This window comes from Ensifer sp. SL37, assembly GCF_026672675.1.
In the GTDB taxonomy this organism is placed as follows: Bacteria; Pseudomonadota; Alphaproteobacteria; order Rhizobiales; family Rhizobiaceae; genus Ensifer; species Ensifer adhaerens.
This window is the reverse complement of sequence record NZ_JAPPRN010000001.1, coordinates 1,047,503-1,065,887: the sequence shown is the minus strand read 5'-3', so window position 1 is coordinate 1,065,887 and position 18,385 is coordinate 1,047,503. Positions and strand designations below refer to the sequence as shown.

The following is an 18,385-nucleotide window of genomic DNA, read 5'->3' as shown; positions in this document are numbered from 1 at the left end:
AACAGATATTTACTTGCCGTTACTGGAAACCCATAGGTCAACACGGGCGGCCTTTAAGTGCGAAAGGAGGCATGTTACTCTAAAATCTTGGGGAGAATTTTGCGTGGTAGGTGGCGCCGGCAAGAATGAATTCCAACGTTACCTGTCGGGAGCCCTGGTTCGATGGTCTGCCCCGGCGGCGACGGATTCGGCTGGCCCGACGCGCGAGGACTTTCCCGGCGCCTTGCTGTTCGCCGACATCTCCGGTTTTACCCGCCTGACCGCCAAATGGTCCGAAAGCGACCGCGCCGCCGGCGCCGAACGGGTGAGCCGGCTGCTCAACGGCTACATGGGGCCGCTCGTCCGGCATATCGAGGAACATGGTGGCACCGTGTTGAGCTTTGCCGGGGACAGCCTGCTTGCCGGCTGGCAGGCTGCCTCCGACAGCGAACTGGAGCAGGCCGCCTGGCGCAGCTGCTATTGTGCCGGCCGCATCCGTGAAGAGATCGGCGGCCCGGGCGGGCCGGAGGACGCGCTGCAGCTGCGCATCGCCGTCGGCGTCGGCACCATCACCCTGCTGCACCTCGTTCCCCGCATCGACCAGCGCTGGCTGATCGTCGGCGGCGACTGCCTGGCGCAGGCGGACCATTGCGGCCTTTTGAGCGATGCCGGCGAAATTCTCGTCTCCGACGCCGTGTGGCAGCTGATCGGCAAGCAGGCAACCGGCCGGCCCGGCCGGGAGGGCACCGCCCGCCTCGAACGCATCGATCCCTATTCGACCGCAACCGGGCAGCCCCACCCCCTTTCGGGCTTCGCCAGCAAGCGGCTTGAAGCCTACCTGCCGCTTTCGCTGCGCGGTCGGCTTCTATCGCCGCTTTCGGAGTGGCTGGCGGACCTGAGAACCATTACGGCCCTGTTCGTGCATATCGTTGGCCCGGACCTCGAGAAAGATCTCGATCGGCTGAACCAGCTCGTTGCACGGTCGATCGCCGTTGTCGGCCGCACCGGCGGGGAAATCCTCCACACAGCCCTTCACGCAAACAGTCTCGAGATCTTCGCGGTCTTCGGTCTGCCCGGCCCCAAACATGCCGACAATGCGCGCCGCGCGATCGTTGCGGCGCTGCGTCTTTCAGGCGAGCTCGACGATCCCGATATCGGCCTTTCGGCCGGCATCTCCACCGGCGAAAGCTTCTGTGGCGCGCTCGGCGCCAGCCACCGCGCGGACTACACGGTGGTCGGCGCCGCCGTGAACATGGCCGCGCGCCTGGCAAGCGTTGCCGCCGGGCGCATCCTTGTCGACCAGGCGACGGCAAAGGAGACGGCCAGCCAGATCGCCTTCTCCGGACCGTGGTCGCTGGCCATACCGGGCGTGCGCGGCGGCGTGTCTGCCTTCGCGCCGATTGCCGAGACGGTCGCAACGATCGACACCAAGTCACCGGCACTCCTCAACCGTGCGGCCGAAATGACGGCCCTTTCCGCCTATCTCGAAAGCGCGCGCAGGGGGCAGTCCGGCATCATGATCGTCAAGGGCGATTCCGGCGTCGGGAAGTCGGCCCTTCTGCGCGCCTTCGTCGAGCGCTGTCGCGACCGCGGCAACCGCGTGCTCGTCGGCAATGCCGACGACATCGAAAGCGACGTCCCCTATTTCGCCTGGCGCGGGGTTATCCGCGACCTGCTCGGTATCGGCGATCTGCGCGGCGCCGAGGCCACGGACCAGGTGGCGCTCTTCTTTGCGGAAAGACCGGAGCTTGCTTCCCTCGCGCCGCTGCTCAACGATGCCATCAACCTCACCTTGCCGGACACGCCGGAGACCCGGGCCATGTCCGGCGACGGGCGCTCCCATCGGCTACGCGAGCTGCTGAGCGAGCTCATGGCCGACAGTCTCGCCGGGGGACAGGGCTTCGTCGTGCTCGAAGATGTGCACTGGCTCGACGAGGCGTCCGGCCAGCTGCTCGGGCGGCTGGTTTCAGGGGCGGCACCCGTGCCGGTGGTCGTATCGACCCGGACGACCCGCACACAGGAAGACCTGACCCGGTGGACCGGCCTGCACCACAACGGCGCCCAGACGCTCGATCTTTTGCCGCTCGACTTCGAGGGTACGATCGCGCTCGTTCGCGCATCAATCGGCAGCAACTCGCCCGCCGACGGCTTCGGCGAGGCGGTCTATGCGCAGTCGGCCGGAAACCCGCTGCTGATTTGCGAAATCTGCCGGATGATCGGCGAGCGCCGGCTGCCCAAGGCGGCCGAACCTGCCGCAGCCGTCTCGCTGCTCTCCGAGCCCCGCTCGAACGATGCGACCCTGCTCAACACCGCCAAGGTTACCGTGATTGCCCGGACCGACCAGCTTCCGGCAGAGCTGCAGGTTCTCCTGAAGATCGCAAGCGCCATGGGCGCGACCTTCTCGCTTGCCGAGCTTGGCGCGCTGCCGCCGATCAGGAAGACGGCACTGGACATCGAGGCGAGCATCGAGCGGCTGCAGGCGGCGCATCTGATCAAGCCCGCCGACGACCGCCCGGGCCGGTTCATGTTCAGCCATGCCGTCATCCGCCAGGCGATCTACGAAAGCCTGTTGTCGGAACAGCGCCATGAAGCGCATCGCGCGATCGCCAAGGCGATGGAGGAAGGCGGGCAGCCGGACAATGCGGAAAACCTGCCGCGCGTGCTCAGCCACTGGGAGCGCGCAGGCGACGCCGCGCAGGCCTTCAACTATCTGGACCGCGTTGCCGAACTGCGGCTGCGCCAGTTCGACAACGCCGCGGTTGTCGATCTGATCGAGCGCTTCTTCAAGACAGCGCGCGACCTTTCGATCACCATTCTACCGGCAAGACGGGCGGCCGCCTGCTTCCTGCTCGGCGAAGCCAGCCTCAATCTTGGCCGCGCCGAAGCGGCCCGCCATGCCTATGAGGAAGGACTGCGGCTTTCCGGCCTGCCGCTGCCGCGCACCTCTGCCGGCCTCGCGCTGCATCTCGTACTCGATCTCGCCGAACAGGTGTGGCGCCGCACCATCCACCGCGACGCGGACTGGATCCTGAAGCGCGAAATCTCGCGATCGCCGTCCGATCCCTTCCTGCTTGCGGCGAAGGCGCATGAGGACCTGACGCGGATCTATTACTTCACCAGCGAGAAGCTGCGGCTGATCCATGCGACGCTGAGGGCGACGAACCTTGCCGAAAGAAACAAATACGTCTCTCCGACGACCGCCGCCAATTATGCCAGCCTCGGCGCCATATGCGGCGTGATCCCGCTGCACAGCCAGGCCGAACACTACAGTCGGCTGGCGGCAGCACTTTCCGAACGCGTCGACCAGTTGGGAACGCGCGTGCGGGTCGACTTACTGTCGGGCATGTACCAGATCGGCATCGGTCATTGGCACGCGGGCAAGCGGGCGTTCGAGGCCGGCCTGAACAATGCGGCGACGGTCGGCGACCTGAGGCGCTGGTGCGAAGTGGCGGTCGGGCTGGAGACGATTTCCGGCCCTTGGCTTTTGACCTCCGCCTTCGAGGGCATCGCGCCCTGGGAGATCCTCGTGCAGCGGATCTGCGAGGAGGGGCGCCGGCGCGGGGACATGCAGGTGCTCGGCTGCGGCCTGCTCGGCCGTCTCAGGGGCCACGCAGCACTTGGCCGCTGGAACGCGATCGACACCGACCTCGACGAACTCGAACAGATCCTTCGCGAAAAGGGTGACGGGCTGGAACTCGTCCATTCGATCGAAGGCGCATCGCTTCTGAGCGAGGCCGCCCGGCGCCGGGGCAACAGCACGGAGGCCGCAAGCTGGCTCGAGCGCGCGCTTTCCTGGTGCGAGACGCTCAACCCGGCGATGAAGACGCGAACGCTACCGGCGCTCGCCCGTCTCTTCGATGTCGCCAGCGACCCTGACGGAGGCGACCTGCTGGCCGCACAGCTCGTCCTTAGAAAACTCGAGCGCTTTGCGCGGGTTTACCCGATCGGCCGACCGGTGGCAGCGCTCGGCGAAGCGACCCTACATCTGCGCCGCGGCCAACAACGCCGCGCCGAGCGCGTCACCCAGTATGCCCTCGCGGAGGCGATCCGGCTGGAGATGCCGGCCGTCGCGCTTGCCGCCCTGCAGCATGCCGCCGGACCGAGAGACGCCGAAGCGCGCCAGGCGTTCGAGACGATGTTTTCGCTGCGCCGGGCCACGTGGTGCGAGGTTCTTCCGCTTGGCCAAACCGACCAGGCGCCGCATGTCCAGTTTGCCAGATCTCAGGGGAGCCGCGCATGAACCGTCCCAGTCCTCCCCGCATCCTGATCGTGCTAGCCCATTTCGACGAAACCCGGAACCCCAGGGGCCGCCCCGACTTCATCCCCCAGGGAACCGGCCACCTGTTCCTGGCGGGCGCCTTTGCCCGCGACCGCGTGGACCTTCGCGCCTACAGCGAATTCCATGACGGACCGCTCGTCGACGAGGCAGCCTTTGCCGACCTCGACATGCTGGTGTTGACGGGCGTGACCGCAGCCTTCGACCGGATGCAGCACCTGACGGCCTATGCCCGCACCAAGTCACCCGGTTGCGTCGTCGTCGCCGGCGGGCCGGTCGTGCGCAATCTGCCGGTTTCGAGCGCCGAAACCTTCGACTACGCCTGCGACGGTGACGTCGAGGAGATGCAGGCGGTCATCAGGGAGGTGTTTGGCGAATGGGCCGTCTCCGAGACGATCCTGCCGCGCTTCGACCTTGCCAATTGGCGCGGTCCGGTCAGCTACATCGAGACGAGCCGCTACTGCAATTTCAAGTGTAGCTTCTGTGCGCTAACCGCCGAAGGCAGACGCTATCACAGCTACGACCCCGCCTATATCGAGGCGCAGCTGCGCAACGCCCCGCCGAAGAAATACGTGCTGTTCATCGACAACAACTTCTACGGCAACAGCAAGGACGTCTTCTATGACAAGCTCGAAGTGATCCGATCGCTGTGGCGGGAGGGGCTGTTTCAGGGCTGGATTGCGCTCGTCACCGGCGACTTCTTCCGCGATCCCGCCAATCTGGAAGCCGTGCGGGCGGCCGGCTGTCTCGGCCTTTTCAGCGGCGTCGAAACGCTGAACGAAGCGCAACTGAAACGCTACCAGAAAAAGCAGAACCTGGTGGTGCCGCAACTGGAGGCGATCCAGACCTGCCTCAACGCCGGCGTCGCCTTCCAGTATGGCTTGATGTTCGATCCGTCGTCGCAGACGATCGAGGCTATGCAGGAGGAGCTCGCCTTCATCACCGGCGAAACCACGATGCCTCTGCCGGCGTTCCTGAGCCTGACGATCCCGCTGCTCGGCACGCCGCTCTTCGACGAGTGCGTCGCCGACGAACGCTTCCTGCCCTCGGCCAAGCTGCGCGACATGGATGGCTTCACCCTGATGACCCGTCCGCTCGATGGTCTTGAGGACGTGGCCCTCTTTGCCCGCAAGTTGTCGCGCCTCGACGGCAACCGCGCCCGTATCCTGCGCCATTGCCTGGGGTTCTACCGCAACTACCGCCACTCGCTTTCCGGGCGGCAGATGATCCACCTGCTGGCCAACAGCCTGCGCCTCGCGCTTCCTTCGGTCCTGCATCGCCACGGCCTGCCGACGCGCTCGGGAAGCGACGAAAATCTCACCTATGTGACGACGACACAGCCGCTCGGCCCGCTCTACACACCAGCCTTCCGGGTCGGCGAGGGTTTCCGTTCGCATTTTGCGCCGACGATGATCACCGACGCGTCCGGCGCGCTCGACGACACCATCGCCCGCAACCTCGAATTCCGCACCAGCCGCCGGCAACGGACAGGCACCGGCATCGAACATTCGTCCAGCTGACAGCGCCACCACGCCTGCGTCAAAGTGCCCGGCCCGATGCAACCTCCAGTGCGTGAAATTGGGTTCGCTTGGTAAGATTGGATTCAAACTTTTTGGGTAAGTTTCCGTTAGCTATTTCACACCTGTCGGCCGGCGATCGCCGTCGACCTTGTTTTGCGTACGGGTGCCCATGCGTCTTTCAGCTGCGACCGCAATCCTTTTTGCTGGCCTCATTTCGGGCTGCTCCTCCAGTTCGAGCCTGGACACCATCGCGCCGCCCTCGCGCGAAACGACGAGTTCGGTCGCAATGTCGGCCGCACCGGTGCCCGCCGCCAATGTCGGCGCGCGGGTCGCGCAGATGACGCCGCCGCAGAACGTTCAATCAGCACCGCCCCAAGAAATGCTCGCCTGGGCCGGACCGGTCCCGGAGCCGGAAGCCTTTGCACCCGCGTCAAACACCACGACGACGCTCGCCGCGCCTGTTCCGGACGCGCGGCCGGTCGCTTTCGTCGCGCCGGAAAATCCGGTGACCCAGGCGATGCCACAGGGCCGCTCGCGCATCTACGGTCATCGTTTCCGTGACGCCAAGCCGATCAACTTCGGCCGCGCCAAAAATCCGCGCAAGATGGCCGTGCATGGCGTCGACGTCTCGCGCTGGCAGGCTGACATCGACTGGGCTCGGCTGCGTACACAAGGGGCGAACTTCGCCTTCATCAAGGCGACCGATGGCGGCGACCACCTCGATCCGATGTTCAAGAAGAACTGGCGCGCTGCCAAGGCGGCCGGCATCCGTCGCGGCGCCTATCACTTCTTCTACTGGTGCCGCACGGCCGGCGAACAGGCCGACTGGTTCATCCGCAACGTTCCGCGTGAACCGGGCGCGCTGCCGCCTGTCATCGACGTCGAGTATAATGGCGAATCGAGCTGCAAGCGTCGCCTGTCGCCCGAGCGCGTGCGCGAAAAGATGCAGGTGTTCATGGACAAGCTCGAGGCCCATTACGGCCAGCGTCCTATCATCTACACGGCGCCGGACTTCTACGCCGACAACCTGCAGGGCGCTTTCAAGAACTATCCGTTCTGGCTGCGTGCCGTCGCCCAGCACCCGTCGATCGTCTACCCGAACCGCAAGTGGCTGTTCTGGCAGTATTCCGGTTCTGGCCTTTCTCAAGGGGTCGATGGCAAGATCGACCTCAACGTCTTCCACGGCAGCGAGGACCAGTGGCACGACTGGCTGGAGGCACGGGCGAACTGAGCCGGCAGGCTCTCGCTAACCTGCCTTCTCAGTCTGCAACCTCTCAATCCGCGCGGGCCAGCTTCTGCCCGCCATGGTTGACGCGGTCGAGGAACCGCCGATAGCCGGCATGGTCGCGCAACAGGCGCCGGCCGAGATCCGCAAGAAAATCGACGTCCTTTTCGTTGAGGCTCAGCCGATTGTGCAGCCCGAGGATCCGCCGCGCCAGCACCGGTTCGGATACATCCGACAGCGCCAGCCGGATGATCTCGACATCGAGATCGCCGCAGCCCCGCTTGGCGCCGCTGCTGCCGCACCGCCAAGTCACGAAGCTTTCCCGCCAGGCCGGCAGATGATCGCGCAGCGCATCGAAGCTCTGAAGATTGGGAATATTGATCATCGCGTCGATGGCGGCGACGATCGCATCGGGAGCCTTGGGGCTGTCGACTGTCTTCGAGATGGCCCCGCCGATCCGCGTGGAGGCATCGACGACGATGACAACCAAATGCCTGAGACGGAAGGCGCGCTCCGCTGGGATGGGTTCCGGAGCACCCCGGCCCATCAGGTGCAGCAGGCTTTGCGTTCCGACGCCATCGACCAGGCCGCCATCGTAGAGTTTCAGATAGTTGAGATCCCTTGCCGTTTCATAGCGCCTGAGGGAGCCAGCGTATTCGCGCGCAACGAGCGAGCCCGGCGCGCGAACCCCTGTCTTCTGTGTTTTCGCTTCCGGCAACGCCTCGCAACCGCTTCGGAAGTTCTGCAAGGTCAGCGGCGCGAAAACGACCGGGACGGCGGCCGAGGCCGCAACCGCATAGGCGAGCGGATAGTCGTCGTAGCTGCTGCAGATGGCGGTGAACGAGGCGCGGTCGAAGATGAACGGTGCGCGGTTATAGAGATCGGTCGCGTGGATCACCAGGCGCGGATGGCCGGAGCGCGAGATGTTGCCGAGCGTTGCGCCGTTAAACAGGTTGGCGTCGAGCCAGGCCGGAAAACCGGAGAGATCGTTCACCCCGCCGCGATAGCCGCGCAGGATATTGGGCGGTGAAAACGACGTCCTGAGCGAGGCCTCGACATCGCGTCCGAGAAACCGCTTGCGGAAATCCTCAAGGCCCGCGCGGCCGTTCAAGGCAAAATAGGAGGCGAGCACAGCACCTCCGGAGACGCCGGCAACAACCGCGACATCGTCGGCAAGCCGGCGCCCTCGCCCGCCCGGGGACGGCGCCTCGGCCAACGCCGACAGGACGCCGTAGCCGAAGGCAGCAGAGCGGGCGCCGCCACCGGAAAAGGCAAGGATAATGCCGGTGTCGCTCACATCAAACGTCGACTGCGCAAGCGGCACGGCACCCGTCGTCAATTCAAGTCGCCTGTTTGTGGGCGTCACGTCCGGGCCGGCGCAGCCGGCGGTGGCAAGAGCGAGCGCCAAGGTACCGTGACGCAGGAACCGACCTGCGCGCGCAAGTGCAACCGGATGCGCTGCACGCCAGCCAGCCGGCCTTTCCCTGCGTTGTCTGAGTGTAGGCGACGTCCGTTTGCTGAATGTCATGCGCCGTGATCCGGGTTGGCTTTGTCCGCGAACCCCGTTCTTGAGGTTTCACTGCTTCACAGCCTAAGGATCAAGATTGAGACAGCATGTCATGCAGGGCGCCCGCAACGAATGATTGTGCGGCGACAAAGATCGGGATTACCTTGCGGCGGGATGACAGGTTCCCTCAATGAAGCGGCACTAGGATCGCGCGCGTAGGCACGTTGCACGGGGTAAAGCGCATTCATGCGGGTCTTGCTGGTCGAAGATGAGAAGGAGCTCGCGGGGGCGCTGAAGGCCGCGTTGAGCCATCACCGGATGATCGCCGATCATGCGCGCGATCTCGCTGAGGCCGCGCTGATCCTCAACGACGCCGTCTATGACGTGGTCGTGCTCGATCGCAAGCTGCCCGATGGCGACGGGCTCTCGCTCATCCCCGTGATACGGGCGCGCGGCAACACCGTGCCGGTGCTGATGCTGACGGCGCTCGACGACCTCGCCGACCGGGTGGCGGGGCTCGATGGCGGCGCCGACGACTATATCGGCAAGCCCTTCGCCTTCGAGGAACTGCTGGCGCGGCTGCGCGCGCTTGCCCGTCGCCCGGTTCCGGTGCAATCCGATGTCGTCACCGTCGGTCGGCTCTCCTTCGATCTTGCCCATTGCGAGGCGAGTGTGGCCGGTACGCCGCTGAAGATGCCGCGGCGCGAGCTTCTGGTGCTTGAAACGCTGACCCGTCGCATGGGACGCATGGTGCTGCGCGCGGCCCTGATGGAAGCCGTGTTCGGGCTCGACGACGAGATCCAGTCCAATGCGCTCGACACCCATATCTCGCGCGTGCGCCGCAAGCTGGCGGACGCAGACGCGGGCGTGACCATCAACGGCATCCGCGGCGTCGGCTATCTCCTCAGAGAAGACCAATGAGCGGCCGCGCTTCCCATTCCTTCAAATGGCGGCTCGTCGGCTGGCTCGTGCTGTTCGAAACGGTAGCGACCCTTGTCGTTATCGCCATTGCGGTCGGCCTGCTCTGGGTGACCGGCTATCTCATCGACGGCTACGAGAACGGCAATGTTGACGTCTTGAAGGACGCGATCACCCGCAAAGCCGATGGCGGGCTCGAACTTCAGGAAACGCCGGAGCTGCAGCGGCTGCGCCAACAGGCGGGAAAGATCTGGTTCATCGTTCGCGACAGACAAGGGCACAGACTCTCGGAGGGCACGGTGCCGGAAGAATTCGCCTTTGCGGTCGCCGGGCTCGAGCGCATGAACGACGCCCGCTTCCGGCTTTCGCCCGACAAGAACGCCCGTCCGGAAGCGGTCGTCAAATGGCTCGAGTCGCCGGCCGGCATGGTCCAGATCTTCAGCGGCACGGAGGGACAATTGACGCTCGGCCGCCTGCTGCTCAGCACCACCGGCGCCTTCCTCAGCATCTTCGTGCCGATGCTGCTACTGCTCGCCTTTGCGACCGTGGTCGTCACCCCGATCGTCGTTCGAAGGATGCTCTCGGGCCTGTCGCACGCGGCCTCGCATGCCGCCCACATCGAATATGACCAGCGCGGCATCCAGATGCCGGTGACGGGTGTTCCCAATGAGTTTCTGCCGCTGGTGACGGCCGTCAACGATGCGCTGACAAGGCTCGATGACGGCTATACGAGACACAAGCGCTTCCTGGCCCAGGCGGCGCATGAGTTGCGCACGCCGGTCGCCATTCTCGGCGCTCGCATCGCCTCGCTGCCGCCGGGACCGGACAAGACCCGCCTCAACGAGGACGTGACGCGCCTTTCCATTCTGGCGGGTCAGCTTCTCGATCTCGAACGGCTCGACGCCGAGAACGATGAGTTCAGGCCGGTCGATCTTGCAGCACTTGCCGAGCGGGTGATCGTCGCGCTCGCGCCGCTTGGCTTTGGGGCAGGTTACGAGATGACATTCGAGGCCGATCAACGCCCTGTCATGGTGACGGGAGACGAGGCGTCGCTGGAGCGAGCGCTCACCAATCTCGTGCAGAACGCCATCGACCATGGCGGAAGGCGCGGCACGATCACGGTCAAGGTCGATCCCCAGGGCGTGATTGAGGTCTGCGACGACGGCGACGGCATTCCGCGCAGCGAAACCGACCGGATCTTCGAGCCGTTTCAGCGGCTGCGCAAGGACGGCAAGGGCGCGGGCCTCGGCCTCAACCTCGTGCAGAAGATCGTGCACCTGCATGGCGGCTACGTCGACGTCTCCCGCTCGGCATCCGGCGGCGCCTGCATGCGGATCGTGCTGCCGCTGGCGGCAGCCGTAACAGCTTGAGAAGAACAAGCCCCGGAACCGGCGCTGTCGGTCTTGCCCCGTAAATCGGCTAGGACATGGGGGAAAGACGACATGCGGTTCCGGGGCTTGACGCGGCCTGACCGGGAGAAAAAGTCAGGCTGCCTGGACCTTTTTCGACACGCGCGCCCATTCCGGGATCCAGTCGCGATGCGCGACGAGCAGGTCGTCGACGAGCGACCAGATCTGGTCGAGATCGAGTTCGGCCGCCGTGTGCGGATCCATCATTGCGGCGTGGTAGAGATGCTCGCGGTTCTCGGTCATGAGCGCCTGAACCGTCAGCTCCTGCACGTTGATGTTGGTGCGGATCAGCGCCGTCAGCTGCGGCGGCAGATCGCCGATGAAGGTCGGCTGGATACCCGAGGCATCGACCAGGCAGGGAACTTCAGCGGCGCAATTTTCCGGCAGCGAGGTGATGCAGCCGTTGTTCCTGAGGTTGCCGTAGATGACGGAGGGTTCGCCGGTCCAGACCGAGTTCATGATCGAAGACGCGTATTCGTGGCTCTCGGCCACTTCGATCGTCTCGGCTTCCTTGAAGGCAGCCGCCTGCCCCTTCCAGCGTTCGATCTGCTCGACGCAACGCTTCGGGTACTCGTCGAGCGGGATGCCGAACTTCTCGATCAGGTCGGGACGGCCGTCCTTGATGAAATAGGGCGTGTACTCGGCGAAATGCTCGGAGCTTTCGGTGACGAAATAGCCGAGCCGCGTCAGCATCTCGTAGCGCACCTTGTTGGGGCAGCGCGGGTTCCAGTGGCTGGGCTTGGGGAAGCGGCCTTCGCGGTAGCCGCGCACCAGATCCGGATAGAGATCGCGGAAGCTGCCGTCGGCCTGTTTGTGTTCGAACTTGAGGAAGAAGGCCATGTGGTTGATGCCGGCGGCGCGGTAGCGGATCTCCGAAACCGGGATGTCGAGATCGCGTGAAAGCTCGTAGGCCGTGCCCTGGACAGAATGGCAAAGGCCGACCTGACGGATCGTCGGATACTTCTCGGAGATCGCCCAGGTGTTGATCGCCATCGGGTTGACGTATTGCAGCAGGATCGCGTTCGGGCAGACCTGCAGCATGTCCTCGCAGATCTTCCAGAGATGCGGCACGGTGCGAAGGCCGCGCATGATGCCGCCGACGCCGAGCGTATCGGCAATGGTCTGGCGCAGGCCGTACTTCTTCGGCACCTCGAAATCGGTGACCGTGCAGGGCTCAAAGCCGCCGATCTGGAAGGCGACGACGACGAAGTCCGCACCCTCCAGCGCCTTTTTCTGGTTGGAATGGGTCTCGATATCAGCCTTGACGCCGAGCGTGCGCACCAGCTTGCCGGCGACGACCTCGCTTTCGCCGAGGCGCTCGGGGTTCACGTCCATCAGCGCGATCGTCGCGGCCGACAGCGCCGGACGCTGCAGTACGTCGCCGATGATGTTCTTCATGAAGACGGTGGAGCCGGCGCCGATGAAGGTGATCTTGGGTTGTCTGGTCATGGATTGCCTCTGCTTTCTAGCGGTCATGCTGCCACATCGAAGGCGGCTCTCACGAGCCTTTCGGTGTAGGCGGTCTTGGGATTGGACAGAATTTCGCTCACCGGCCCCTCCTCGACTATTCTGCCGTGCTGCATCACCACCACCCGATGGCAGAGCGCGCGCACGACCTTGAGGTCATGGGAGATGAAGAGGTAGCTCAGGCCCCGCTCGTCCTGCAGCTTGCGCAGCAGTTCGATGATCTGGGCCTGGACCGAGAGATCGAGCGCCGAAGTCGGCTCGTCGAGCAGGATGAATTCAGGCTCAAGCGCGATGGCCCGGGCGATCGCAATGCGCTGGCGCTGGCCGCCGGAGAACTCATGCGGAAAGCGCGACAGGATGTTGCCCGGCATGCCTGCGGCGTTAAGCGCATCCACCACCCGGTCGAGCCGGTCCTTCCGGTTCTCACCGATGCCGTTGACGACCAGCCCCTCCTCGATGATCTGGCCGATCGACATGCGCGGGTTGAGCGAGGCGAAGGGGTCCTGAAAGACGATCTGGATGCGCGAGCGCAGAGGCCGCATCTGGGTCCGGTCCTTGTCGTGGATCGGGATGCCGTCGAAGTAGATCTCGCCGCCATCGGGGTTGAGCAGGCGGATCAGCGCCTGGCCGAAGGTCGTCTTGCCCGATCCGGATTCGCCGACGAGCCCCAGCGTTTCGTGCTTGCGCAGATTAAGGCTGAGCTTGTCGACCGCGACCAACTCAGAAAACTGCGAGCGGAAAAGACCGCCCTTCTTCAGCATGAAGGAGACCTTCACGTCCCGCCCGTCGAGCATGATCGGGGCGTTGTCCGGTAGCGTTTTAGCCGCACCCGACGGCTCCGACGAGAGCAGCCGTTTGGTATAGGCATGCAACGGGTTGGCGAAGAGCCCGGCCGTGGTGTTGTGCTCCTTCACCTCGCCGTACTGCATGACGTAGACGTAGTCCGAGAACTGCCGAACCACCGTCAGGTCGTGGGTGATCAGGATCACCGCCATGCCGAGCTCGCGCTGCAGGTCTCGGATGAGGTTGAGGATCTGCGCCTGGACGGTGACGTCGAGCGCCGTCGTCGGCTCGTCGGCGATCAGCACATCCGGATCGTTGGCGAGTGCCATCGCGATCATCACCCGCTGGCGCTGGCCGCCGGAGAGCTGGTGTGGATACTGATTGATCCGAAGCTCCGGGTCCGGGATCCGCACGTGGCGCAGGAGCTCCAGCGCCCGCTCGGTCGCGGCGCGTCGGCTTATCCTGCGATGCGCCCGGATCGCCTCGATGATCTGCGTGCCGACCGTGTAGACCGGATTGAGCGAACTCATCGGCTCCTGGAAGATCATCGCAAGGCGATTGCCACGCAAACCGCGCCGCTCACGCGGCGAGAATTTCAGCACGTCCTTGCCGTCATAGTCGATGCGCGATTGGGGGGCGATCGTGGCGCGCTTGGAGAGCAGCCCCATGACGCAGCGCGCGGTAACCGATTTGCCCGAGCCGGACTCGCCGACGATGGCGATGGTCTCGCCGCGGTAGAGCTGGAAGGAAACATCCTTCACCGCCTCCACCGTGCCATGTTCGACCTTGAATCGAACCGCGACATTGCGGGCGTCGATGACCGGCCGGCCATCGCGTTCGGCAAGGTCCCTGCGCTCAAAGGGCGCGGCAGTGAGGACGTCGATTGTCTCTGTCATGATGCGTCCTCCTCAATAGGGATCGATGGCGTCGCGCAGGCCGTCGCCAAGCGCATTGAAGGCGAAGACCGTGACAAGCACGAAGGCCACGGGCGACAGGATCCAGGGATAGGACCCGATGACGGAATAGGTGGAGGTATCCTGCAGCATCAGCCCCCAGGAAATGAGCGGCGGCTTGACCGCAAAGCCGAGGAACCCGAGGAAGGATTCAAGCAGCACCACCTGCGGGATCGACAGCGTGACGGCGACGATCACATGGCTCATCACGTTCGGCAGGATGTGCTGGAAGATGATGCGCCGGTCGCTGGCGCCGACGGCGATCGCCGCCCGCACATAGTCGATGCGGGCAAGCGCCAGCGTCTTACCGCGCACCTCGCGCGACATCTGCGCCCAGCCGAGCGCCGACATGACGATAATGACGAAGGCGAGGAAGACATTGGTCGGCGCCGTCACCGGGATCAGCGACGTCAGCGCCAGGTAGAGCGGCAACTGCGGGAAGGCGAGTACCAGTTCGACGAAGCGCTGAGTCCAGACGTCGAAGCGGCCGCCGAAATAGCCCGACGCCATGCCGACGGTCGTGCCGACGATGGTGACGATCGAGACGACGATGAGGGCGATCATCAACGAGATGCGCGAGCCGACGAGAATGCGTGACAGCACGTCGCGGCCAAACTTGTCGGTACCGAGCAGATGCACCGGCGAGCCATCGACCGCGCCAAAGAAATGGCGCTCGGCCGGGATCAGGCCGAAGAGACTGTAGGGGGCGCCCTTGACGAAGAAGCCAAGGATCTGCGGATTGTCGTAGTCGGGGCCGATGATCGGCTGAAAGGTGATCGGGTCGAGTTCCGTACCTTCGCTGAGCGGATAGCTGCGCGGCGAGAAAACGAGGTTGCCGTCCTTATCGGTAAAGCTGATCGCCTGCGGCGGCGCAAAGGCGACGCCCGTGGCCTTCGGATCGACCGGCGACAGGAAGTCGGCAAAGACCGCCATGAAGAGCAACAGGCCAACGAGCACGAGGCCGAGCATGCCGGTCCAGGAGCGCTTCAGCCGGCGCCAGACGAGCGCAGGATAGCTTTCGTTGTGCTGCTCGTTCTTGGGTTCGACGACGAGCGGAAGGGTTGTTTGCATCTCGACGGTCATGCTGGGGCTCCTCCGAGACGCACGCGCGGATCGAGTGCGGCCAACAGCATGTCGGCGATGATGTTGCCGAGGATAAGGGTCGCCGACAGAACCAGCATGAAGGTGGCGGTGACATAGACGTCGCCCACCCACATGGAGCCGACGATGGCCGGTCCGACGGTCGGCAGCGCGAAGATGATCGCCGTCTCGATCTCGCCGGTCAGCATGTAGGGCAGCACAACGCCCTGGTACATGATCAGCGGATGCAGGGCATTCGGCACCGCATGGCGCATGACCACCGCGCCTTCGCTCAGGCCCTTCGCCCGGGCGGTTTCGACATATTGCGCGTTCAGCGTGTCGAGCAGATTGCCGCGCATCACCCGCATATTGTAGGCGAGGCCGCCGAAAGTGGCGATCGCCACGACCGGCCAGACATGTTTGACGAGGTCGACGAATTTGTCCCAGGACCAGGGCGCACCGCCATAACGGGCCGAGTGGAAGCTGTTGATTTCGCTCACATTGAAATGGAAGACGAGGATGTAGACGATGATCAGCGCCATCAGGAAGCGCGGCACCGTCATGCCGAGGAAGGCCACCGTCGAAAGCAGGCTGTCGATCCACGAATATTGCCGTGTCGCGGCGATGATACCGAAGGATATGCCGATGATGGACGCCAGGATGTGGCAGACGAGCGCCAATGCCAGCGTGCGCGGCAGGCGTTCGCCGACGACATCGGCAACAGGCTTGTTGTAATAGAGGCTGTGGCCGAAATCGCCGCGCGTCAGGATGCCGGTCATCCAGTTGACGTATTGAACCGGCAGCGGCTTATCGAGGCCATGCTCCTTGCGATAGGCCTGCGCCTGGGCTTCGGCTTCCTCGTAGGATGCGCCACCCTGGTTGATCAACTGCGAGCGGATGTAATCGCTGTAGTCTCCGGGCGGCGCCTGGATGATGGCGAAGGTCGCCACGCTCAAGACAAGCAGCACCGGAATGGCAGAGGCGATGCGGACAAGCAGAAACCTGAACATGCCGTTTCCTTCTGTCGGTTAAGATGAGGCGCCGCCCCTCCGGCTTGAGGCCGGAGGGGCGGCCTTCGATCAGTTGCTCAGGCTCTTCTCGCCGGGCTTGCCCGGGAGCTGCTCGGCGAAGAGCTCGAAGTCACCCTGCTTGTCGGCGGGGACAAAGAGACGCTCGCGCATGATCGTGTCCTCGGCCCAGTTGAACATGAAGATCGGCGCTCCCGTCGGCACGTTGGCGAAGCGCTTGTTGATGATCAGCGCGCCCGGATATTCGGTAAGGCCGACTGTATCGAGGTTCGTCGTCGCGACCTTCTGGTACTGCTTCATCAAGTTCGCGCGCTCGGCATTGTCGTTGGTGGCAATGAACTTGTTGATGATGTCGACGAGTTCCTGTTCGAAGGGCATCAGGTCAAGCTGACCGCCTTCCGGTGCACGGTGGTGCCAGCTGGTGCGCGGACCGGCGGCCGCCAGCTGCGGCGTGTTCTGCACGACGGAGGCATATTCGGCGGCGTTGCGGTGAACCATCCAGTCGAACTTGCCGGCGTAATTGGTCGCGTCCCGCTGCTTGCCGTCCAGCGAGTTCAGAACCACCCGGAGGCCGAGCTTTTCCATCTGGCCGATAAGGCCCTCGGCCAGGTTGCGGTCGGTCGCATAGCTGTTGTCGATCAGAAGCACGATCTCCACGTCCTTGCCGCCGGCCTTGCCGTCCGCGAAGTTGACGAAGCCGTTGCCGTCGGTGTCCTTCAGCCCCGCCTTCTCAAGCAGCGCCTTCGCGCCATCGATGTCGAAGGGATAGTAGACGGTCGATTGCCGGTCGTAGAAGCTGGTGCCGGAGGAAAGCCCGCCGGGATAGATCGCGGTAAAGGGGCCCTTTACGAGCGCCTCGCCGAGCTTCTTGCGGTCGACCGCCATGGTCACCGCCTTGCGGAAATCCTCGTTGCGGTTGAGTTCACGCACCGCCTGGGCGCGTTCGTCCGGCTCCCCCCAGCCATTGGCCGAGAAGTTCATGTGCAGATTGTAGCCGATGAGGCGCGGGCCGAAGGCAAGCCGGGCGGGGGCCGTATCCTGGGCGGCGCGCTTCAGCGACTCCACGAAGTTTTCCGGCTGCTCGAGGTTCGAGAGATCGGCGGAACCTGCAATCGCCTGTACGTCGCGGTCGGCCCAGGTCGAGAGCTTGTAGTGCAACTCGTTGATGTAGGGCAGCTGGTTGCCGGCCTCATCGACCTTCCAATAGTACGGGTTCCGGCGCAGCACGATGATATCGTCGGGGCGATAGGCGACAGGGACCCAGGCACCCATGACCGGGATGTTCATGTACTCGGGCGGGAAGGCATTCTTGTACTGGTCGTAGGTGGTACCGGCGTATTTCGGATGCTTGGCCTTGAGAATATGCGACGGGCCGGGGCAGAAGGTGCCATAGGCCATGGCATAGAGATGCTGGCGCGGGAAGGCCTCCTTGAAGGTCCACTCGACCGTATACTGGTCGATCTTCTTCAGCGTCGTGCCGGCGCCGAAGGTCTCCGGCGTCGCGCCGTTCAGCGGCGTCACGCTCGGGTCGAGCACGTTGTCTTCCCAGTAGAACATTACGTCGTCGGCATCGAAGAGGTCGCCATCCGACCACTTGGCGCCCTCGACCAGATGCATCGTCAGCTTGTGGCCGTCAGAAGACCAGTCCCAGCTCTTGGCAAGGTTCGGCAGAGGCTCGACGTCCTTCGCTTCCACCTGGAAGAGCGGCGCCGTACGCGTCAGGCATTCGGACATGCCGATATCGATGCCCCCCCAACCCTGGCTCTGGCCGGCTGAGTAGTTCCAACCCTCGGGACGACCGCCGATGACGTGGCGTAGCGTGTCGCCGTAGACACCGACGCCATCAGGCATGTTGCCGGTCTTGAAGACCATCGGCTCCTTCGGCAGCCGTTCGGCGACCGGCGGCAGCTTGCCGGTCTTGACGTATTTCTCGGTAACCCAGGTCGGTTCCTTGTATTCCGGCAGCGCCTTGAACTCGGCGATCGAGTCGCGCGGCACATAGGTGATCTTGCCCTCGGCCGGAAAGGCCGGCTGCTGGGGCACGACGGTCGGCTCGGAAGCGGTCGCCTCCAAGGCAAAGGCCGAGATGCCGACAAGCATCAGGCTCGCCATTTTCATCAGTCTGTGGCTGGTCATTGGCTTAGATTCTCCCTCTTTGCCGCGCCGGGACGCGGCCTCCTCCTTGAAAAGTCTGCACTTCAGGCAGCGCTGCCCACGTCTCCTCACGGAAGCAGCGCTGC

Annotated in this window: 11 protein-coding genes; 5 read left to right on the top strand and 6 right to left on the bottom strand. The window is 64.3% G+C overall.

Annotation, left to right across the window (positions count from 1 at the left end):
• The first annotated feature begins 103 nt into the window (after nt 1-103).
• The 3 genes from OVA00_RS04830 to OVA00_RS04820 all read left to right on the top strand — a co-directional run bounded on the left by OVA00_RS04830 (nt 104) and on the right by OVA00_RS04820 (nt 7,006).
• Entirely contained in the window at nt 104-4,219 is a 4,116-nt protein-coding gene (locus OVA00_RS04830) for an AAA family ATPase (RefSeq protein WP_268088176.1), read from the top strand.
• Nucleotides 4,216-5,775, top strand: a complete 1,560-nt coding sequence (locus OVA00_RS04825; protein WP_090296481.1) for a B12-binding domain-containing radical SAM protein — start codon at nt 4,216-4,218, stop codon at nt 5,773-5,775. Before OVA00_RS04830 ends, OVA00_RS04825 begins: the two co-directional genes overlap by 4 nt.
• 169 nt (nt 5,776-5,944) lie before the next feature.
• Nucleotides 5,945-7,006, top strand: coding sequence for a glycoside hydrolase family 25 protein (locus OVA00_RS04820; protein ID WP_192444624.1), 1,062 nt, complete (start codon nt 5,945-5,947; stop codon nt 7,004-7,006).
• 43 nt (nt 7,007-7,049) lie between these two features.
• Here OVA00_RS04820 and OVA00_RS04815 read toward each other — a convergent pair whose 3' ends face one another.
• Entirely contained in the window at nt 7,050-8,528 is a 1,479-nt protein-coding gene (locus OVA00_RS04815) for a patatin-like phospholipase family protein (protein WP_268088175.1), read from the bottom strand.
• 225 nt (nt 8,529-8,753) lie between these two features.
• On the opposite strand from OVA00_RS04815, the gene OVA00_RS04810 reads away from it, so the two are divergent.
• Both OVA00_RS04810 and OVA00_RS04805 read left to right on the top strand, forming a co-directional pair.
• Nucleotides 8,754-9,428, top strand: a complete 675-nt coding sequence (locus OVA00_RS04810) for a response regulator transcription factor (RefSeq protein WP_034798445.1) — start codon at nt 8,754-8,756, stop codon at nt 9,426-9,428.
• Nucleotides 9,425-10,795 carry a sensor histidine kinase gene (locus OVA00_RS04805; protein ID WP_268088174.1) on the top strand — a complete coding sequence of 457 codons (1,371 nt, stop codon included), beginning with the start codon at nt 9,425-9,427 and terminating at the stop codon, nt 10,793-10,795. Before OVA00_RS04810 ends, OVA00_RS04805 begins: the two co-directional genes overlap by 4 nt.
• A gap of 114 nt (nt 10,796-10,909) precedes the next feature.
• On the opposite strand, the gene OVA00_RS04800 is transcribed toward OVA00_RS04805, so the two are convergent.
• The 5 genes from OVA00_RS04800 to OVA00_RS04780 form a co-directional block, all read right to left on the bottom strand.
• The gene (locus tag OVA00_RS04800) at nt 10,910-12,283 is read right to left on the bottom strand and encodes an alpha-glucosidase/alpha-galactosidase (RefSeq protein WP_060529358.1); all 1,374 of its coding nucleotides are present in this window, start codon (nt 12,281-12,283) and stop codon (nt 10,910-10,912) included.
• A gap of 23 nt (nt 12,284-12,306) precedes the next feature.
• Entirely contained in the window at nt 12,307-13,980 is a 1,674-nt protein-coding gene (locus OVA00_RS04795; RefSeq protein WP_060644557.1) for an ABC transporter ATP-binding protein, read from the bottom strand.
• A gap of 12 nt (nt 13,981-13,992) precedes the next feature.
• Nucleotides 13,993-15,120, bottom strand: coding sequence for an ABC transporter permease (locus tag OVA00_RS04790; RefSeq protein ID WP_090425958.1), 1,128 nt, complete (start codon nt 15,118-15,120; stop codon nt 13,993-13,995).
• Nucleotides 15,117-16,127, bottom strand: coding sequence for an ABC transporter permease (locus OVA00_RS04785; protein WP_060521888.1), 1,011 nt, complete (start codon nt 16,125-16,127; stop codon nt 15,117-15,119). The genes OVA00_RS04790 and OVA00_RS04785 overlap by 4 nt, the downstream gene beginning before the upstream one ends.
• Before the next feature lie 69 nt (nt 16,128-16,196).
• Nucleotides 16,197-18,281, bottom strand: coding sequence for an ABC transporter substrate-binding protein (locus OVA00_RS04780; RefSeq protein ID WP_134887553.1), 2,085 nt, complete (start codon nt 18,279-18,281; stop codon nt 16,197-16,199).
• Nucleotides 18,282-18,385 lie beyond the last annotated feature (104 nt).